This is a genomic window from Legionella bozemanae, assembly GCF_001648595.1.
GTDB lineage: Bacteria > Pseudomonadota > Gammaproteobacteria > Legionellales > Legionellaceae > Legionella > Legionella bozemanae.
The window spans coordinates 12819-33288 of sequence record NZ_LBAW01000001.1 but is presented as its reverse complement, the minus strand read 5'-3'; the positions used below and the strand labels follow the sequence as shown (position 1 = coordinate 33288).

Below are 20470 nucleotides of genomic sequence, written 5' to 3'. Positions count from 1 at the left end.
TATGTGGTATTTAGCAGATAAAGCTCTAACAAGCCGTTTGCTCTTGGGAACAGCAGGTTATCCATCACTTGAGGTGATGACTCATGCCGTTCAGGCTTCTAAAACCAATGTGATTACCGTGTCGTTAAAACGGCAAATGCCTGGGGATTCTGGCACGGATTTATTTTGGCAAACCATCCAATCTTTGGGGTGTTATTTGCTTCCCAATACCGCAGGTTGTCGTGATGCACAAACTGCAATTACTACAGCTGAAATGGCACGTGAACTTTTTCAAACCTCATGGATAAAATTAGAAGTAATCGGTGATGATTACAGCTTGCAGCCTGATCCCTTTGAATTGTTATACGCGGCAACTGAATTGGTAAAACGAGGATTTGAAGTTTTTCCATACTGTACGGATGATTTGGTTTTATGCCAGCGTTTAATTGATTGTGGTTGTCAGATTTTGATGCCGTGGGCAGCTCCTATAGGTTCTGGAAAAGGATTACTTAATCCTTTTGCTTTGGAAACTTTACGCCAGCGATTACCGGATGTCACATTGATTGTTGATGCCGGGATTGGCAAGCCATCTCATGCGACACGTATTTTAGAGTTAGGTTTTGATGCGGTACTGTTAAATAGTGCAGTTGCTTCAGCAATTCATCCAGTAGCGATGGCTGAAGCCTTTTCACATGCGATCATGGCAGGACGAGGTGCTTTTGAAGCAGGCCTTATGCCTGAGCGAATTACAGCACAATCGTGTACGCCTCTAATTGATACACCATTTTGGCATCAGGAAGCTGCATTATGAGCACTGTCTGGACCAATACTGACAATGAAGCGAATAGGCAAACTTTTCGAGGGCTGGGCCTTGAACTTCAATCACAGCAATTTTATGAAGATGCTCAACCTGCTGCGATTAAAATTAACGGGGAAATTTCTTTTGAGGAACTTCAGTTTCTCGATCGTTATTCTGGTCCAGTGGTTTTCGATTTTACTTTACCTTCAGTGCAACATAGTGATGAAAAAAATTTAAGCGACGCGAGGTTTTCTTATGCAGATGTTTTGGTGCTAAATACGCTTGAAGCCGAATTTATTTTAAAGCGTAAGATTATCACGTATCAATCTGTGCAAGAAGCGGCTCATAAATTATTAGCTTATGGCGCAAAAAGCATTTTTCTCTTTGGCCTGCATGGGCAGGGAGCTTCGTGGGGACATGATTATTGGACAAACGGTGTTGATTCATTTTGGCTGACCCAAACTTATTGTTCTTATGCGGAGTATCCCGAACTTCGTTCAGTTCTCTCCGCGGCAATTACTGCATCATTGGCTCTTGGACATGTGCTTAAAGATGCACTCATCATTGCAAAAATGTACGTACACCAAGCAGTACGTCGAGCACAAACTGGGGTGTATTATGGTCATTTTCCGGAAGATGAAATAGATTTACCTTATCTTTCATCTAAACCATTAGATAAAGCACCTCAGCCATTTAAACCATGTCATCGATTAGGACTTTATCCTGTAGTTGATTGTTTTGCCTGGGTGGAAATGTTGTTGAATCTTGGGGTAAAAACCATTCAATTGCGAATTAAAGAAAAAACAAAAAATCTTGAAGAAGAGGTGCGGCGAAGTATTGCTTTGGCTAAAAAACATCATGCCATTTTATTTATTAATGATTACTGGGAAATGGCTTTAAAATTGCATGCAGCAGCGGTGCACTTAGGACAATCAGATTTAGATACTGCGGATATTGATGCAATTAGAAAGCAGGGACTTTTACTGGGAGTGAGTACTCATTGTTACTATGAAGTTGCACGAGCACATGCTCTTAATCCTTCCTACATTGCAATTGGTCCTATTTTTCCGACTACCAGCAAAGAAATGCCTTTTATAGCGCAAGGTATCGCATCGCTACAACGCTGGAAACGGACTTTAAATTATCCCTTGGTTGCAATAGGGGGAATCAATGTTGAGCGCATTCCTGATGTGGTTGCTACAGGGGTTCAAGGTGTAGCGCTTATTTCTGCAATTACTCACGCCAAAGATCCACAAAGAGCAACCGAACAACTTTTGAGTTTCATTGACTGATATAAACTGGGCACCGAAGTAAAATCCAAGCCAGGTATAAGGAAACCCTAATATGACTGTTTCATCGGAATTAGAACGTTACTCTCAGCAAATCAAATTAGAGGAAATTGGCATTCAGGGACAAATAAAACTACGAAAAGCAAAGGTATTATGCATTGGTGCGGGTGGCATTGGAGCTACTCTGCTTCCTTACCTTGCTGGTGCAGGAGTAGGAACAATAGGAATTATTGATGGTGATCTCATCGAAGAAAATAATCTGCATCGACAAATTCTTTATCAGGAAATCGATGTGAGCAAGGCAAAGGCTAATGTTGCAAAAATGAAAATACACGCTTTAAATTCCAGTAATACGATTCACGCACATGCATTTCGTCTCACTGCGTGTAATGCAGAAGAAATTATTGCGCAATACGATCTGGTGGCCGATTGTTCCGACAATTTTTATACGCGTTATCTTGCTCACGATACCTGTCATCGTTTAGGAAAACCCTATGTTTATGCAAGTGCTTATCAATTCCAAGGACATTGCTCTTTATTTTACAGGCAAGAGAATCCCTGTTTACATTGCTTGTTTCCGATTATTCCTGACATGGGCGCCAATTGTCAAAACGGAGGGGTTATAGGTACTCTTCCTGGATTATTAGGACTCTTGCAGGCTACAGAAATTATCAAATGGATTACTACAAGTAATGCTTCATTACTTAATCGATTGCTTTGTATTGACTTGCTCACTATGGAAATAAAAAAAATTCAGTTGATTAAAAACGAAGAATGTCAATTTTGTGTTTTTGGTCAAACCCTTGAGGCAAGTGCTTTTTGTATCCCTGTAGATGAGATGCAGTCTTTTACCATTGCACGCGAAGATTTGTCGCAGTTTTTGCAAGAAAATCCTGAGACGTTTTTATTGGATGTGAGAACAACCGAAGAGCACCACTATCAAAATTTAGGGGGAAAATTAATTCCTTTGGCTGAGTTGCCCATGCGTCTTGATGAGCTTGATCCTTTAAAGCCTACTCTTATTTATTGTCAGTCAGGCCAAAGAAGTCAGCGTGCAGTACTGTTATTAAGACAAGCGGGATTTCGCACGGTTTATCATTTGGCTAAAGGACTGGATTCATTGTAGATTATACATATAGCCGGGTGAAGCGCAGCGAACCCCTAGGTTTTAATATACGTTTCCTGGGTTCCGGTTCCGAGAAGCCTCACTAATTTTTCATTCGACGTACCGCGCTTTATGTGTGGTATCTAGAACAATGCTTTGAGTGCTCCTGAGTTTTTTAAGCAACATCCCTGGATACCGTGCATAAAGCCGCGGTACATAGAAAGGCGTGCGCTTTACTCAGGCTACGATTTTATTTACGAAAAGTATCTTTCTTATAATCAGGTATTTTGATGCCTTTATAATTGATAAAAGTCATCATTCCTGTTGCTTCGTGATAGAGCATATGACAGTGAAACATCCAATTCCCTGGATTATCAGTATCAAATTGGATTTTGACTGTGGAATTAGGTAAAACTAAAACGGTATCTCGCATTGGTCCATTTTTAAGGGGTTTGCCATCAATTTCTGTGACTTCAAAAAAATGTCCGTGTAAATGCATGGGATGAGCCATACCTGTTTTATTCATGATAACGATTTCGATTCTTTTATTTTTATCTACACTTAATGGAGTAATATTAGGCCAAGCTTGATTATTCATTTTCCAAATATAATTCATCATATCACCATCTAAAGTGACAGTGAGTGTTTGCTTTGGCTGTTTCACGGGGAGAGGCGCCAAGGAGTGGGTTTTAAATTCTTGCTCATTATTTAATCCGCCAGCAAGAGTAGATGCTTTTTCGCTCACTGATATTTTAGAAGCACCTGGTGTAGATAAAATTAATCCGGTTTGCAGTTGTGTTCCAGCACCCTGAGCAAGGATAGGATATGCTCCTTCACCTTCAGGAATTTTGATGAGGATATCAATGCGTTGGCCAACAGCAAGTTGAAATTGGTTACCCGGAATTTCTTTGATGGGTTGCCCATCAACAGCAATTGCTTTTCCCTGAAGTTTGCCAAGATTAATAAAAAAGTTAGTCATTGCTGCACCATCAATAATGCGGAGCCGCACAACTTCTCCACTGTGAACTGGGATTACTTCAGGATTGGAAAGAGTATGATAATTTGTTAAAAAAGCATCATAAGCCACATCATTTAAATCAGGTTTTATTGTTCTAAGTGTAGTTTTTTTCATTGAATTATTATTCATGGGTGTTTTTTGTTGCATATCACCCATTGTTTTAAGAGGTACGGTACCCTTGTTCTTTAACTCATACAACAGAGTTGCAGGTTTTTTATAGCTAAAATCGCCAAGAAATAATACGACATCCTTTTCTTTATTTTTTTCATTAGGTTCGTAAATGATAAACGGGGCAGAAAGAAAGTTCTGGACTTGTAAGTCAAAGTGAGAATGCATCCAATAAGTCCCGGCTTGACGTAATTTAAAATGATAATGAGATTCTCCACCAGCTGGAATAGGTGCTTGTGTTACATAAGGTACTCCGTCTTGTGAATTTGGTAAAATTAACCCATGCCAATGAACTACTGTAGGGCTATCAGTTGTATTTTTAACGACCGCATCAAAGTATTGTCCTTTTATCCCCTGATAGCCCCAAGTTCCATCGGGTTGTTCAATTTTGAATACCTCCGTGCTCTTTCCATCTACTGTAAGAGGAATTTTTTTTATAATAAGTACAGTTGATTGTTTTATGTCCTGAGTGTTTTTTTCTGGCGCTGAATTTCCAGTAATCAGAAAGGTTATCATAAATAAAAAAACAAGTACGACCTTGAAATTATTCATTTAGATCTCTTTTTGAACTGTTCTTGAAAATTATAGTTCAAAATAGGAACTAATATTATGAAAAACTGTTTTAATTTCCGCTTTGATTCATTTACCTTAAGAGCAATTCGCTATATGATGTCACGCGATTATCAATAGTAGATTAAAGGAGACGATATGAGTTTTTTTATTAGCGATGCTCTGGCTGGAGCGGGGACAGCAGCGCCTCAAGCAGATGGATCTTTTTCGCTCATTATGATCGCCGCTATTTTTGTGTTGTTCTACTTTATGCTGATTAGACCTCAAAATAAAAGAGCAAAAGAACATCGTGAGTTAATAAACCGTTTAAAGAAAGGCGATGAGATTGTTACCTCAGGTGGTATGTTAGCTAAAGTAGTGAGTCTGGATGATCAATACATTAAAATCAGTCTTGCAGAAGGTGTAGAGATTAATTTACAAAGAAGTGCGGTAAGTACTGTATTGCCCAAAGGCACTATAAAATCGCTTTAAGAAAGCATAGGGACACGGAAATGCAAAATAAATATCCTCTATGGAAAAACCTAATGCTGATTATTATTGCGGTTGTTGGGTTTATTTACGCTATACCTAATTTATACACAGAAAACCCTGTAGTACAGATTTCATCTGAGACGCCTGTGGATTATGATGAATTAAAAAATCAGGTAGAAGGTATCTTAAAAAAAGATAATCTGCCTTTTAAATCGCTCATCGCTCAAAATGAAGGGGTTGAAGTTGTTTTTTCATCCACTGACTCCCAGTTGTTAGCTCGTGATACCATCAAAAATGCTTTGGGATCTCAATACACTGTGGCTCTGAATTTAGCTCCGTCTACACCAAGTTGGTTGGATGCAATTCGTGCTGCCCCAATGAAACAAGGTCTGGACTTACGAGGGGGAGTGCATTTTCTGTTAGAAGTTGATGTAGACAGTGTTATTAGTCGTCGTTATGAAGGGATAATGAAAAATATTAGCCAAGAGTTGCGTGATCTAGGCATTCGTTATACAGGTATTCGTTATATAGCAGACAAAGGTGTGAATTTACGCTTCCGTGATGGTGAGTCCATGGATAATGCTTATTTGGGCTTAAAGGAAAAAATTCCTGATCTTATTTTTGTAAAAAGCAAAACAGATAATGAAATTCTAGTATCAATTTCACCTGTCGAATTAAACAAGACGCGCCAAAATACGATTGAGCAAACTATGAGTATTTTACGTAACCGGGTTAATGAGTTAGGTGTTGGTGAGGCAGTTGTGCAACAACAGGGAGCAACCCGTGTTGCTGTTGATTTACCTGGAATTCAAGATGCTGCACGTGCCAAGCAAATTCTTGGCGGTACTGCGACCTTGCAATTCTATCTGGTGGATCAGGACAATGATCCGCAAATTGCGAAACAAACAGGCGCTATTCCCGTCAATGATAAGTTACTCATCATGGATGGACGCCCCATTCTGTTAAAGAGGCAAGTGGTATTGAGTGGTGATTCAATTACCTCAGCAGTTTCCAGTTATGATCAGCAAACAGCTACTCCAGCAGTGCAAATACAACTTGGCGGAGGTGGTGAAAGTCTGTTTACCAAAGTTACTCGTGAAAATATTGGTAAACGTATGGCTATTGTTTACGTTGAAACAAAAAACACCATACAAAACGTAAATGGAGAAGAAAAGAGAGTCACACATAGGGAGGAGCGTGTCATTAGTGCTCCGGTAATCCAAAATGCTTTGGGTAATAACTTCCAGATCACTGGCCTTGCTGACAGTAAAGAAGCAAGTAATTTAGCTTTATTGCTTCGAGCAGGGGCTTTGCCTGCTGCGATCTATCCAATAGAAGAGCGTACAGTAGGCCCAACTTTAGGTAAGGAAAATATTCGTAGAGGTATTGTTTCCTTAGTAGTTGGTATGGGTCTAATTCTCATCTTGATGCCGATCTATTATCGGTTTTTCGGCCTCATTGCGGATATTGCATTGTTGCTTAACCTGGTTTTGCTATGTGCTTTATTGTCTCTGATTGATGCAACACTGACGCTCCCAGGCATTGCAGGAATTGTATTGACGGTAGGTATGGCAGTAGATGCCAACGTCCTGATTTACGAGCGCATTCGAGAGGAATTGCGGCATGGATTGTCACCGCAAGCAGCAATTAGCGCAGGATATGATCGTGCATTTTCTACGATTCTTGATGCGAACGTGACGACACTCATTGTAGCAATCATTTTGTTTGCTGTAGGTACAGGACCTGTACGCGGGTTCGCAGTAACGCTTTCTTTAGGGTTATTAACTTCTATGCTCACAGGCATCACTTACACTCGAGGGATTGTAAATTGGTATTATGGCGGCAGGGTTGTTAAGAAATTGTCTATTGGTATTTAAGGCGAGGCTCAGATGGAATTTTTTAATCCAAATTCAAATGTGGACTTTATGGGTGCTCGCCGTTGGACGGCGATGTTCTCCATATTAATCTTTGTGCTTTCTATAAGCGCTTTAGCGATTCATGGCTTGAAGTGGGGACTTGATTTTACTGGTGGAACTCAAATTGAAGTTTCTTATTCTTCTGCTGCAGATTTATCTTCAATAAGGGAAAGTCTGAATAAGGCAGGATTTAAAGAAGCTCAGGTTGTGAGTTACGGTACTTCTAAGGATGTTTTAATTAGTATCGCTCCCAGAGAAGATAAAGAACAACCTCGTTTGGTTGATCAAGTCATGAGTGCTTTGCCAGGTGCTGTTAAGCAAAGAGTTGATTTTGTCGGACCGCAAGTAGGGCAAGAATTAGCAACTAAAGGAGCCTTGGCTGTTGTTGTTTCTTTGTTAGCAACAATGATTTATATTGCCATGCGTTTCGAGTACCGGCTTGCAGTGAGCTCTGCTGTTGCACTAGTACATGATCCTGTATTGATATTAGGTGTCTTTGCCTTTTTCGGCATTGAATTTGATTTGAAAGCACTGGCAGGGTTGTTAGCAGTAATTGGTTATTCTCTAAATGATACCATCGTGGTTTTTGATAGGGTACGTGAGAATTTTATTAAGATTCGTCGTTCCTCTCCTATTGAAATTATGAATATTTCGATTAACCAAACGTTATCACGAACTATTATGACTTCTGTATTGACGCTTTTCGTAGTACTTGCACTCTTTATCCATGGAGGCGAAGCCATACGCGGATTTTCGCTGGCGTTGATCATTGGTATTGTGATTGGAACTTATTCTTCGATTTATGTTGCTGGTGCTTTAGCTGTAGTTATGGGATTGGATAAAAAAGACTTTATGCCTAACCAGCGCAAAGAAGTTGATAGTCGTCCTTAGTCTGTAGCTTGAGTGCAGCGAAACCCAGGATCGAGAAGACTTGAAACCCGGGTTTCGCTGCGCTGCACCCAGGCTACTTTTATTTTTGTAGTGGCAAATTTCCAAAAATGGAATCATTCAATTGAATTGGAGAAGTGTAGTTCTGAATAGGTCATCCAGGTTTTTCTTATACCATTGAGAATGATTCCAAGTCCGTTTCTTCATCCTCATTTTTCTTAGTCTCTTCTTTTTTCTCAGACTCTTGTTGCACTTCGATTGATTCCTGTGTTTTAGTGCGAGCAGCCATTTGCTTCTTTAATTCTTCAATTACTTCAGGAGGAATGTGCATCGGCTTTTCAGAATCTTTGATTTCTTCTCCATCGATGCGAATTTCGCCTCCATCAGTTATTTCAAGAATTTTCTTAGTATATCCCTGGGGTAATGTATTCTCAGGAACTAATTGAATAGGGATGCCTGCAAGTATTGTGGCCCCATCAACAATACGTGTTCCATCAATTGGAGCAAGTTGTGATGGTTTACTGTAGTAACGACTGATTAGAGAACAAACAGACCAGATCAAATTATATGCCGCATCAAAAGGAAGGCCTACTCCTATCCCAATGCCTTGTCCAAGATATCCTCCGGCTGTACTCATAATATGGGCTAAGCTTATTGTACAAAAAGAAGTAAACAGTTTCGTGGCAATGACTGGTGCCAAAAGGGCAACTCCGGTTGGTCCAGCGGGACTAAAAACTAATAAAGTACTTCCAACGAGCGCTGTTAATTGAACTCGGGGAGATACTGCGGAGGTTGAGTTGCTTATTCCCTCTGCTAATACGACACCCACAGTAGCTCCTGCATAAGCCAAAGCTGTGCCGAAGAAGGGTTGGGTGATTGAAATTACAGGGAAATTTGTGAATTGCTCTTTAGCTTCTTTTGTACGAGTCATTTCTTTTAAAAAGTCTGTGAATTCTTTCCATTCTTTTTCAGAAAATGGTCTTAGCCCATTTTTTTCTAAGGCGACATTTGAGTGCTCCAGAGCATTTGGTGTTTTAATGAGCCGCTCTGCGGTCAAAAAACACGTTTCTTTATCTTCATCATCGAGAAAATTTTTAGCAGTTATTCCTAGGTTGTCGTCGATAATTCGATATAAGACGGAGTTCCTTTTTGAACTTCCAATTTGAGATTGTACGTACAGGCAAGCAGCCAGCATAAATCGTGCTGCAATGATGTATACTTGGCGTTGTGCTGGGGTTTTGATGTCCTCTTCGTTGAGCAAATGAATTTTAAGAAGTACTTTTACTTTTTCTAAAAATGAAATTTGTTTGTTTCTACTGACAACATCAGTTCCTCCAAAAAAAATCGGCGTACCTATTATGGATTGTTTTTCGCTCAAATTGACTTTTTTTTCTGCTTCATACGTTTTACGTAAATTGTCAAATTTTACGATACATCCTGGTGCAAGAATAAAGTGCATGATATCCCCCTTCCATTGGCATTTTTTTGAGTGTAATACACGTCTGATTCCTTTTGCATATTTTATCTTACTTCGTAATTGTATAAATGCAATGTTATTTGATTATTTTTTACTAAATTGCTTCAATATATTGAACGTTTTTATTTTATTTGGTAATTAACATATTGAAATGATGCATTTTTTCAGGATTATGATACTTTTAACTTAATGACTAATAGTTATTAGACTTCTGAGGATTTTGAACAGTGCATCAATTCTCCTCTGTAGTAGAATTTCCGAAGAAGTCTATTGTACGTTGTGGGTGCAAGTAGGGTTAACTTGGATGATGCGAGACCATAATCCAGGCAACTAGCAGATGAAGGATATTTTCGGAGTCATGCTTACTTCTCCCAGACTGTATTTTTACAGGAACAGAGAAGGTGACTGAATTGATAAATGATATGAAAAAAGTGAGTGTCATGGAAAGGCTGAAACATTTATTTCTGCTTCTGCGTGTGTCTCACTGGGCCAAAGCAGTCTTTGTAATGCTGGGATTTTGTTACACACCTATTCCTGGATATTTTCTACCTGCTTTACTTGCTTCTTTGGCTTTTTGTCTTATTTCAAGCGCTGTTTATATTTATAATGATATTGAAGACAGAATTGAAGACAGTTTGCATCCTCACAAACGACATAGACCGCTAGCGAGTGGAAAAGTTTCTCTATCTGAAGCAATTTTTATGTTGTTTTTATTGCTGGTCATGGGGCTTGCTTTGGGTTGGCTGATTTCTAAGAAACTGGCTATAATTCTCTGTGTTTATTTAGTGATTAATGTTGCTTATAACCATCTTTTCAAACTTATCCCCATCGTAGATGTACTTTGTATTGCTGCAGGATTTATGCTGCGCGTATTAGCCGGTACTTTGGGTATTGGTTTACCCATTTCTACTTGGTTAATTACGGCAGTAACTTTACTTAGCCTTTTTATCGCTTTAAACAAACGACAAATGGAAATGCAATTAGGCTTAAAGCATGCGACACGTAAAGTATTGAAGAAATATAATCCATTGGTACTTCATTGGCTGATTGTAACCATAGGCCTTGCCAGTTTCATTACTTACGTTTTTTACATCGTTTATGTTCGGGATGAGTCTTTTTATTTTATGTTAACGGTACCTTTCGCAGCCATTGCATTGTGGCGTTTTGCCTGGCTGGCAAGACAAAACATTGAGAACGATGACCCGGTTATTGTTTTTTTAAGTGATCAATTATCGCGAATTAATCTTTGGTGTTTTGTCATTTTGACCTTTATGGCTTTAGCCCAATGAAATCAGGGATGCATTGGTATACATCCCTGATTTATTATTTTTATTTATTGTTCTTCAGATACAGGTCATTTGACCTTTCTTTTTATTCCAGTAATGAGTTTGGAAAGATTATCGTTATTTTAAGCAAAATCCAGTTAAAGGCGACGCAACAAGATGGTAGATTGATTAGACAGTCATTCTTTATGCTAGTAATTTGAGTTATATTAATTCATACTGTTTAATAATTTGGTGATAGTCCATTATCCTGCGAAACACAGTATGAGTAGTTTGTAAGGACGTTTTGCAAAAAAACAGCATTTATCATTTTAACTTCGCTTATTAAAAAAGACGCAGTAATATATATACTGAGTGATGTTTGTTTAAAACATGAATTGAGTAAATCGTTTAAATACAAATTAAGTAAAACTTAGAAAAGTATTAGCCCTGACTCAATTTATTGCTATGAAATATATGAATGTCTCCGCTTCTTCTTTCCCAGAAGAGATAAATTTGAATTAGGGTTTACCAGGGTGGTAGTGATTTTTTGATGAGATATAAGTTAACATAGTGTACTATCTCACGATAATAAGATAATAAAAATGAATAAAGGATGAGCTTTGTATGAGACACAAAATGTCAGTGTTGTCGCAAAAACTGCATAAAAAAACCCCCGTTTTTCTGTGTGATATTTTTGCTATCCCTGCCGCATGGTATGCAGCGCATTGGCTGCGCTATAACATGCAACCCTTTCCTAAAATATTGACTTCGTCGCACTCCCTTGAAGCTTTGGCTCTGCTAACAGTGATTCAAGTGTCTTGTTATTTTTATTTCAAAACATACCGTGGTTTGTGGCGTTTTTTTTCATTAAATGATGTAGTTCGAATTTTAAAAGCGACGCTGACTACTACAGTGTTGGGGATTTCCGTTTTATATGTTACTTCAATGCTGCATGAACTTCCTCGTTCTGTATTTCCATTATATTGCATGATATTAACTACTATCCTTTGTAGCTGCAGATTGTTGAGAAGGATTTATTGGGATAAGCGCGCCAGAGGCAATAAAGCAACTGAAATTAAACGTGTGCTTATTATTGGTGCAGGTATGGCCGGTGAAGGACTTGCTCGTGATTTAAAACGCTCCAATCGATATAAGCCTGTAGGTTTTATTGATGATAATTTAGCAAAACGCGGCTTAGAAGTTCATGGGATCCCAGTTCTTGGAACCTCCAGCCAAATTACTGAACGTGTCCATAAGTATAAGATTGATTTGATTTTTATCGCGATTCCGTCAGCAAGTTCTTCAGTTATGCGCCGAATCGTAACCTATTGTGAGGAGAGCCAGACTCCATTTAGTACACTTCCCAGTCTTAATGCTTTAGCTTCTGGAAGGGTAGAAGTAAATGCATTAAGACCTGTCAATATCGAAGATTTGTTAGGTAGAGATCAGGTCAATTTACAATGGGACCGACTATCGGCAGGTCTTGCAGGAAAAAGAGTATTGGTTACCGGTGGTGGAGGTTCAATTGGATCTGAGCTATGCCGCCAAATTTTAGCGCTTAAACCCAAGAGTTTAGCTATAGTTGAAAACAGTGAATTTAATTTGTATCAAATAGAGCTCGAGCTGAAGCAAAATTTTCCCGATATTCCTTTAGAGCTTAGGTTGATCAGTGTTACAGATGAAGTAGCAATTAACCATTTATTTACGGAGTTCTTACCTGAAATCGTATTTCATGCTGCTGCGTATAAGCATGTTCCACTTTTGCAAGATCAAATACGTGTTGCTGTGATGAACAACGTTCTTGGAACTCAAGTTGTTGCAAAGGCTAGTGTCGCAGTTAATGTTGAAAAATTTATTTTGATTTCTACTGATAAAGCAGTAAATCCGACCAATATAATGGGGACTACCAAGCGGGTTGCTGAGATTTATTGCCAGAATCTGAATGGAAGAGCTAAGACACAATTCATTACGGTTCGCTTTGGAAATGTTTTAGGCTCGGCAGGAAGTGTTGTTCCATTATTTCAAAAACAATTACAAAGCGGAGGCCCAATCAAAGTAACTCATCCTGATATGCAACGGTATTTTATGACGATACCTGAAGCATGCCAATTGATTTTGCAAGCCATGGTTAATGGAAAAGGTGGAGAAATCTTTGTTTTGGATATGGGGGAACCTGTTAAAATTAGCTATTTGGCTGAACAAATGATTCGCCTGGCTGGAAAAGAGCCTGGGAAAGACATTATGATTGAATATACTGGATTACGTCCAGGAGAGAAGTTATTTGAAGAGTTGTTCCATGAGTCAGAGCAATTGGCTCCAACAGAGCATGAAAAATTATTCAAGGCAAAAGTCCGTGAACTTAACTGGGAAGAATTAATCCAAACAATGCGTTTATTAAATACAGCATGTGAAGAAAATCAGTCTGATGAGTTATTTATTCTATTGAAGAGTTTGGTTCCTGAATTAAATACAACAAGTGTGATACCAGTAGTTTAATTTGTTGTTGTGTTTATTGAAAAAGAGGCTTTAAAATGATTTCTTACGATGATTTCGCCAAAGTTGACCTGCGTTCAGGCACAGTTGTTAAGGTCGAGGAATTCCCTCGCACAAAAAAACCTGCGTATAAAGTTTGGGTGGATTTTGGTAAGGATATAGGAATATTACAAACCTCTGCTCAAATTACCGTGCATTATACGCCAGAAACCTTGGTAGGACGTTCTGTAGTGGGCTGTGTCAACTTGGGTGAAAAAAACATCGCAGGTTTTATTTCTCAATTTTTATTGGTTGGATTCTCTGACGAGAATGGAGCCATATGTCTAATAACTACCGATCCTAGAGTTCCTAACGGGCAAAAGTTGCATTAATTTGACTGGAAAATAGATAAGCCTTCTTCATACAGTTGAAGGCTAAATATTTGAATGAGCGCCTGACTATAAGGCCTGTGGCTTCAAGTTGCTCTTGGTTATTTAAGGGCTTCATTTTGTTTTCTTTTAAATATTTTTTTACTTCTGGCAAGTCAAGTTTTCTGCAAAGAGGGTATTAAGTTATTTCAAGCAAAGCGGGGGACTTCGAAAACTCTATTCTTTTGGCAAAAGAAAAAGAAAAATTAGAATAAAGAGTTATTTCATTCCATCAAAGCCCAGTTTTATGCCACTATGCTAGAAATCCCGAGTGATGCTTACGGTGCCTCACCCAGGCTCCAGGATTAAACTGGGGGAAAAAGATCTTGAAACTTAACTCGAGATTTCAGGTGGAGTGCTTTTTTCCTTTTCTTCGATAAATCAAAAAGCTTATAGATAATTATAGGAACAATAAAGCTAACCATGCCTATATAAAAAGCAAGTTTATAGGTGGGATCTTTATTCAGCACTAGGAAAAACAAGGCAACACACATAAGTATGATGGCAAGGATTCCTGTGTAGGGCGAGTAGGGTGTCACATAACGCAGATTCTCTGTTGTATATCCAGCTTGATATAATCTATTTCTAAAACGAATTTGTGATGTGCATAAGGAGATCCATGCCAGGGTTCCAGTAAATCCAGATACTAGAAGTAGTGCGATATAAAGCTGGGTTTGTCCGAAAAAGTAACCAACCCCTAAAAGAATCCAGATGGTAATCAAGGTTGCAATGATTGCATTTTGAGGTACTGAATTTTGATTAAATTTGGAAAAAGTGTGTGGTGCCATGCCATCACGTGCTAGTGCATTGAGTGCACGAACCGTTCCATAAAATCCTGAGTTAGCACAAGATAAAGTAGCACTTAGGGTCACAAAACTGGTTACCGCACCTGCCCATTTAAGATTGTAATAGTTTAAGGCATCAGCAAATACAGAATTGGATAAACCGGCTTTTTGCCATGGAAAAATTAATACCAGACAAAATACGGGAATGATATAGATAAAAAGAATTCTTAACGTTACATTTCGAATAGCGTGGGGAATCATGCGCGCGGGGTTTTCTGATTCTCCGGCAGCAAGACCAATAATTTCGGACCCTTGATAATTCACCAGTAAAAGAACCATTGCGGTTAACAGGGACATTGCCCCGTTAGGAAGAAGCCCTCCATCACCTAAAATGTATCTGGAGCCAATAATTCCACTGGATTCTGCGCCATGGATTAGACCAAAGAAAATTAAAATAGCTAAAATTACAAAGCCTAATAAAGCCAAAATCTTAATCAAAGCCAGCCAAAATTCGATTTCGCCAAATGTATCTACTTTAGCCAAGTTAATGTAGGTAATAAGTAAACCAAAACAAACAGCCCATATATAACCATTTACTCCAGTAAACATTTCCATGATTATCCCGCCTGCAACGCATTCAGCGGGGATATATGCTACCCAACTGATCCAATAAGACCATCCTACGCCACAGGCTACTGATGGAGATATAAAGTCAGCAGTGTACGTTACAAAAGAGCCTGAAATGGGAATAGCCACAGCAAGCTCGCCCATGCACAGCATGGTTAGAAAGATGATCAATCCGCCTAGTATATAGGCTAGAAACACAGCAGGGCCAACCAGGTTGATTACCTCGCCTGTACCTAAAAAATAACCTGAGCCGATAATTCCTCCCAAGGCAATAAGTTGCACATGGCGGTCTTTCAATCTTCGACTATAACCACTGTCTTTTACAGGCTTATCTGTTTCCATCTTGCTCTTTTTCACGGGCTGTTTGTTTCTCACAGGTTGTCATATTTTTGGGTGACGCTATGTTATATTCATCTTTAATAATTTAAAACTAAATTTTTCCTATTTATACTAATTTTTTTTAAAAACTAGTATAAAAAATTGACCAGCAGGACATTATAAATCATTTTTTATCTAATTGAACTTTTTTTTACTAATTTAGTGAAAATTATTACAAGGAAAACCTCAGGTTATGACGTAATTTAGAGATTAAATCAATAAAAAAGATTATAATGATTGATTTTTCTATAAAAAAATTAGTTATCCTTTTTTGTTTCTGAGATTTATTAATAATCACAAGCAGTTGCATCATCATTTAACTTAAGTATACTTTCTCATGCGCCGCTGTAGCTCAGTCGGTAGAGCAGTTGATTCGTAATCAGAAGGTCCGCAGTTCGATTCTGCGCAGCGGCATAGTAAAATCAATTAGTTAGTCTAGACTAACTTGATTAAAGTGCCCCCTTATTTGGGGTAGAGCCTATATTTTAAATTTTGTGGCGTGTCGAATATGTGTCGAAGTTTGATAAAAATAAACCGATTCATTTTTCTTTTTTTTCAGAGTTCGGCCTGAAAGGAATGTCTTTAATAACCAAGTGACAAAATAATTTGAGCATTAATAGAAAGGCGACTTTAGCCGCCTTTTTCATATTTATATTAGTGACATGCAGGAATACAATACTCTTTTCCTTGATAATACATATAATCACCATATTGATTCGATACATTCCAACAACACAGGCCATTGGTCACATTAGCTTGCATTGATTTATTATCTGATGATTTGGCTTTTATTTTCTCTAGACATGATTCTATATTTGAATCAGACTTATCGCAAAATGCCATCAATTTATTGAATTGATCTGGTTTAATGCTATTACTAGACATATTTTTAAATCTATTTGCATCTGTGTCTGAAATTAAGTTAAAAGCATGACAATTCATGGTCATTGCTAACATTGATACTGCTATTGCTTTTTTCATTTATTCATTTACCTCTCAGTTAATTGTAGAATCTCCATATAGTTCACCAGTGATTAATCCTTTACCCACTCAAATACCTTATAACACTCTAGTCTCACCATGGTTATAGTTAAAAGTTTCCTGTCTATTGTTTAAACATCCATTTAATTGATTCTTTACTGTTATTTTTCAGAACAGTATTCAGAAAGAGGTATTGGTTTCTTTGCAACCTTCAAATATTCATTATAATTTTTATGGCAACCTTCTTTTGCCTCTGCCTTTTTTGCATTTGCATACTTAACAGCGCCAATGCCAGCACCGATCGCGGCTACAGCACACCCCTGTAGTTGTGATACTGCTAAAATTACTCCCATTAAAAGAGATAACATTTTTAAAATTTTCATATTAATACACCTTATTGTTTGAATTTAATGCACTTTCTTGGGATTGGGTATTTCGAATACATTACAACGGAAAATCCAAAACCCAATAGATGTGGAGTTAATTCCGGATTCTCATTGTATTGCTCAGATAAAAATAGAACTCCATCCTTAACGGATTTCTTTTCTAAGAATGGGTAATGATTTCTATAACACTTGGCGAACTTCTCTCCGGAAAATAATTCAAGGGATACCAGATAGCTTGCGAATGCTTAAGTTATAGCTGTATTACAGACGTCTTGATTTTGAGTGTAATTTTGATCTGCGCATGCTAAAATAAAGTCTTTGCCTGTATATATTCCTGCAGAATAAGTTGGTTTGACAATAATAATACAAAGAACCATCAAAATTATTTTTTTGTCTAAAAACATAGAACCATCCACTATAGTGTTAGTAACAAACATTATTGTGGCAGTGAACACCGGCTTTAGGGTTTCCAGCTCGATGCCTTTTAACAAAGGTTCCATCTCTTTTTATATAAGGTCTAACAGTGTGTGTTTTTCCATAAGAAGAACCGTATCTTGGAGTTTTATAAGAATATGAGTAGGCGGCGCGTTTTGCGTAACTTTCAGATTTAGGTAATAAAGAAAAACAACAGAATCCTAACAATAAAAATTTTGCTTTCATGATAGCCTTATTATAAAAACATGAGTTACAGAGCCGAATTCTTATTGTTGTTTTAAAGTAAAATAAAATTACTTGTCGGACGATAACAAATTAACATGATGATTATATATTAACCACAGAAGCGGGATGGTAAGAATTCCTTAGTATCCCGTCAAGCAAAAAATTAAGATTCTCTTAGCAAGCCGTATTAGACGAAGTTGTATAGACCGGCACATAGAAAGTTGTAATAGGGAAATCATCTTTATTAAAGCCGATACAACCCAATAGATTTTTACCTTCATCTAAAAAATACGTGGAACTACTGGGACAAGTGGAACACCCTTGTAGTTACTGGACTTCAGATGTTCCACTATCAAAATCGACAGTGGAACTAGTGGAACAATTAATACTCGTCAGACCAAACTTTCTCGGTAAAAACATAACACCTAGGAATACCAACCCCTTTAATTCTTCGTTTTTGAGAAGCTTTGCCCGTCATTACCGGGGACTATCCAGCCAGCGTTAATAAGAGCTTTATTTACCATTTTAGGTTCAAACCCATGGCAAATCTCCTTCCTATAAACTTCAGATAAAACCATAAAAATACGAAAACCTTCGCTATCCGTGCGAAAAAATCCTGCTCGGTTATAAAGGCGTTCACTATTCGGATGATTTTCGCTTTCAAACCGACTTGCCCCTTCTTTTTCAAAGAATGCACGAACTTGCGATAGTATGGCTCGAGCTTCTCGGTTACCATGCTCTCCAAAATTCTCTAGCCAAGCGTTAAAACACTTTTCCACTGCTTGGCATGCTGTGCCCCGTTTCCAACCGGTTAATCCAAAATGACTTGCTATTTCTCCAGCCATGGCAACTAAAGCAAAACGTCTGGCTACTCGTTGAATTTGACCTGAGTGTTCTGGCTTAGTGACCTTTGCTACAAATTGCTGGATTTTATTGGCGAGTACAGGGATTAATTCAGTGCGATGATTAACAATTTTATGGAGCCATGTAATTCCAACTGCTCCATGATATTTGCTTGCTGCTTCTTTTAATGCAAGCGACATAGATGCTGGGTTTATATGATCATGTAACTGTTCAAATAATCCCATCTGAGCACCAGCATCCGCTTCAATATCTGCTAAACGAATTTCTTGACCTGCATTACATCGCTGCCATGCTTTTGCCATTAACGAAGTTAAAGATTCTTCGCCTGCCGATAAAAATAGCAATGACCAACGCATGGATTGTCTTGCGGTACCACAACGAGAGGCTCGTGTTTTGCCTTGACCATTGGCAAGCAGGTAAGCACACTCACCGGCCTCTTTAGGATCCATTTGGCTCAGTTCATCTAGGATTAATAACCCATCATTATGGAGCGCAGCCAATCCTTCTAAGCCGTTCGCAGTGCTTCGCCACAGACGAATATAATTGTTCGGTTTACCCCAAACAGAAGCTGCAACCTTTAAAGCGGTTGTTTTACCAGAGGAAGAAGCACCTCTAAAATGAAACCCTCCGGAATCTTCTCCAATTAGCTTGGCAAGACTCGGTGCAAAGGCAGCAGATATTGCAAAGACCAATCTGGAGTTACCATCTGCCAAACGGGCAATAGAATATCTCCATTCCTCAACAGTACCAGCAACAGATAAAGCAGGTTCAAGACTATTCGCATTTTGAAAAACGATTTTGTCACTAGATTGCCCAATAGCTTCATTCGCGGTAACAAAAACATCTTCATACCATCCAAGTTTATCGACACAACGAGCACGCTCTTGAATGTAAGACGCTAACAAATCACGAGCAGTTTTACTGGGCGAAATAGTCAACCCCAATCGTGCAAGCTCTCGCCTTACATCGCTAGAATCCCCTTGTAATAAAGCCAAAGGCATAGCCCATTGATGTTTCACTCCATCATCATCCACCCATTCGAGCGATCCCATTCACCACTTAGAGCATCACGAGTTTTAGCTACTACATACAAAGAGGAGCAAATCCATCGGGGAGGTAGCTCATTATTGTCTTTATCCTTTCCAACAAAAATTACCCCATCCGAGGTTAATTGAAATAATCCACCTGCATATGGAAAGGATTTAATGCGTTTAGACTGTTTAAAATCAACATGATATATTGGATTCGAATTCATTTTCTTTTTCTCCAACAACGTTCACAGGAAGGTGTTCCACCATCTTCCAATCAATCAAACAAGACTTAAGTAAAGAAATTGCTAAACAGCCTCTTTAAGGACGTTATAAGTGCATTGCTGTTGAAGATAATTAAGAATATCTAATTTGCGATATCGAACGGTACGGCCAATTTTAATATAGGGTACACCCTGACCAGCCCAACGGTTTCGCTCTAATAATTGAACTGAGCAATCTAAAACTGCGGCAAGTGTATTTTGATTAAAAAGGGTAAAGTCTGGAGCTGATTCAAATTCATTGATAAGTTGTAAGCGCGATACATTTTTTCTAGACATAGTAATACCTCGTCATTAAAAGAATTTTCAATCGGCAATAAAATGCCGCCAAAGAGGCTTTTTCCATAAATCCAATTTGAAAATTCCAGTAACACTGGTACTTTCTATCCAAAAATCCATATAGCTTTATACCCATTTTCATAAAGCTATTTAAAACAACGAATAGATTATTACGTGGTTTAAAAATTAAAGTCAACAATTGAAAACAAATTCAAAGAAATTGTAACTATTTAAACCAAAAACAACCCTAATGTCCCACTTGTACCACATGTTACCTAAACTTTTGTTCAATCAGAAAGAGCTATATACAGAAATTTCATATCAGATAAAGTGTCGTATTTTTGCTATACTTGTGT

General features: G+C 38.2%; 16 protein-coding genes, 1 tRNA gene and 1 pseudogene. 10 read left to right on the top strand and 8 right to left on the bottom strand.

Features of this window, described 5'->3' with window-relative positions; genetic code table 11:
* The first annotated feature begins 1 nt into the window (after position 1).
* Genes A8O27_RS01075 through A8O27_RS01065 form a run of 3 tightly spaced genes read left to right on the top strand, consistent with a single transcriptional unit; the run spans position 2 to position 3193 of the window.
* The gene (locus A8O27_RS01075) at positions 2 to 790 is read left to right on the top strand and encodes a thiazole synthase (RefSeq protein WP_058460450.1); all 789 of its coding nucleotides are present in this window, start codon (positions 2 to 4) and stop codon (positions 788 to 790) included.
* On the top strand, positions 787 to 2070 hold the full coding sequence (thiE, locus tag A8O27_RS01070; RefSeq protein ID WP_058460451.1) for a thiamine phosphate synthase: 1284 nt from the start codon (positions 787 to 789) through the stop codon (positions 2068 to 2070). Before A8O27_RS01075 ends, thiE begins: the two co-directional genes overlap by 4 nt.
* A 52-nt stretch (positions 2071 to 2122) precedes the next feature.
* Positions 2123 to 3193, top strand: a complete 1071-nt coding sequence (locus A8O27_RS01065) for a ThiF family adenylyltransferase (protein WP_058460452.1) — start codon at positions 2123 to 2125, stop codon at positions 3191 to 3193.
* A gap of 229 nt (positions 3194 to 3422) precedes the next feature.
* Here the strand turns inward: A8O27_RS01065 and A8O27_RS01060 are convergent, their stop codons facing one another.
* Positions 3423 to 4910: a multicopper oxidase family protein gene (locus A8O27_RS01060; RefSeq protein WP_058460453.1), complete on the bottom strand. Its 1488-nt coding sequence runs from the start codon at positions 4908 to 4910 to the stop codon at positions 3423 to 3425.
* Positions 4911 to 5066: 156 nt separating this feature from the next.
* On the opposite strand from A8O27_RS01060, the gene yajC reads away from it, so the two are divergent.
* Genes yajC through secF form a run of 3 tightly spaced genes read left to right on the top strand, consistent with a single transcriptional unit; the run spans position 5067 to position 8206 of the window.
* Entirely contained in the window at positions 5067 to 5399 is a 333-nt protein-coding gene (gene yajC, locus A8O27_RS01055; protein ID WP_058460454.1) for a preprotein translocase subunit YajC, read from the top strand.
* Between the two features lie 20 nt (positions 5400 to 5419).
* Positions 5420 to 7276 (top strand): protein translocase subunit SecD, encoded by a 1857-nt coding sequence (secD, locus tag A8O27_RS01050; protein ID WP_058460455.1) that lies wholly within the window; start codon positions 5420 to 5422, stop codon positions 7274 to 7276.
* Between the two features lie 12 nt (positions 7277 to 7288).
* Complete coding sequence (secF, locus tag A8O27_RS01045) at positions 7289 to 8206, top strand: protein translocase subunit SecF (RefSeq protein ID WP_058460456.1); 918 nt, start codon at positions 7289 to 7291, stop codon at positions 8204 to 8206.
* A 166-nt stretch (positions 8207 to 8372) separates the two neighbouring features.
* On the opposite strand, the gene A8O27_RS01040 is transcribed toward secF, so the two are convergent.
* The gene (locus tag A8O27_RS01040; protein ID WP_058460457.1) at positions 8373 to 9662 is read right to left on the bottom strand and encodes a hypothetical protein; all 1290 of its coding nucleotides are present in this window, start codon (positions 9660 to 9662) and stop codon (positions 8373 to 8375) included.
* Positions 9663 to 10081: 419 nt separating this feature from the next.
* On the opposite strand from A8O27_RS01040, the gene A8O27_RS01035 reads away from it, so the two are divergent.
* The 3 genes from A8O27_RS01035 to A8O27_RS01025 all read left to right on the top strand — a co-directional run bounded on the left by A8O27_RS01035 (position 10082) and on the right by A8O27_RS01025 (position 13809).
* Positions 10082 to 10969, top strand: a complete 888-nt coding sequence (locus tag A8O27_RS01035) for a decaprenyl-phosphate phosphoribosyltransferase (RefSeq protein ID WP_058460458.1) — start codon at positions 10082 to 10084, stop codon at positions 10967 to 10969.
* Positions 10970 to 11569: 600 nt separating this feature from the next.
* Positions 11570 to 13441, top strand: a complete 1872-nt coding sequence (locus A8O27_RS01030) for a polysaccharide biosynthesis protein (protein WP_058460459.1) — start codon at positions 11570 to 11572, stop codon at positions 13439 to 13441.
* Between the two features lie 35 nt (positions 13442 to 13476).
* Positions 13477 to 13809, top strand: coding sequence for a tRNA-binding protein (locus A8O27_RS01025; RefSeq protein ID WP_058460460.1), 333 nt, complete (start codon positions 13477 to 13479; stop codon positions 13807 to 13809).
* Between the two features lie 341 nt (positions 13810 to 14150).
* Here the strand turns inward: A8O27_RS01025 and A8O27_RS01020 are convergent, their stop codons facing one another.
* Positions 14151 to 15599 carry an amino acid permease gene (locus tag A8O27_RS01020; protein WP_115684283.1) on the bottom strand — a complete coding sequence of 483 codons (1449 nt, stop codon included), beginning with the start codon at positions 15597 to 15599 and terminating at the stop codon, positions 14151 to 14153.
* Between the two features lie 377 nt (positions 15600 to 15976).
* Here A8O27_RS01020 and A8O27_RS01015 point away from each other — a divergent pair.
* Positions 15977 to 16049 (top strand) — tRNA-Thr (locus tag A8O27_RS01015).
* 240 nt (positions 16050 to 16289) lie between these two features.
* Here the strand turns inward: A8O27_RS01015 and A8O27_RS01010 are convergent.
* The 5 genes and pseudogenes from A8O27_RS01010 to A8O27_RS00990 all read right to left on the bottom strand — a co-directional run bounded on the left by A8O27_RS01010 (position 16290) and on the right by A8O27_RS00990 (position 20114).
* Positions 16290 to 16616 carry a hypothetical protein gene (locus tag A8O27_RS01010; protein WP_058460462.1) on the bottom strand — a complete coding sequence of 109 codons (327 nt, stop codon included), beginning with the start codon at positions 16614 to 16616 and terminating at the stop codon, positions 16290 to 16292.
* Positions 16617 to 16777: 161 nt separating this feature from the next.
* Positions 16778 to 16999 (bottom strand): hypothetical protein, encoded by a 222-nt coding sequence (locus tag A8O27_RS01005; RefSeq protein WP_058460463.1) that lies wholly within the window; start codon positions 16997 to 16999, stop codon positions 16778 to 16780.
* A gap of 248 nt (positions 17000 to 17247) precedes the next feature.
* Positions 17248 to 17502, bottom strand: a complete 255-nt coding sequence (locus A8O27_RS01000; RefSeq protein WP_058460464.1) for a hypothetical protein — start codon at positions 17500 to 17502, stop codon at positions 17248 to 17250.
* Between the two features lie 542 nt (positions 17503 to 18044).
* Positions 18045 to 19781 (bottom strand): annotated as a pseudogene (locus A8O27_RS00995) (DUF927 domain-containing protein).
* 81 nt (positions 19782 to 19862) lie between these two features.
* The gene (locus A8O27_RS00990) at positions 19863 to 20114 is read right to left on the bottom strand and encodes a helix-turn-helix domain-containing protein (protein ID WP_058460465.1); all 252 of its coding nucleotides are present in this window, start codon (positions 20112 to 20114) and stop codon (positions 19863 to 19865) included.
* Between the last annotated feature and the right edge of the window lie 356 nt (positions 20115 to 20470).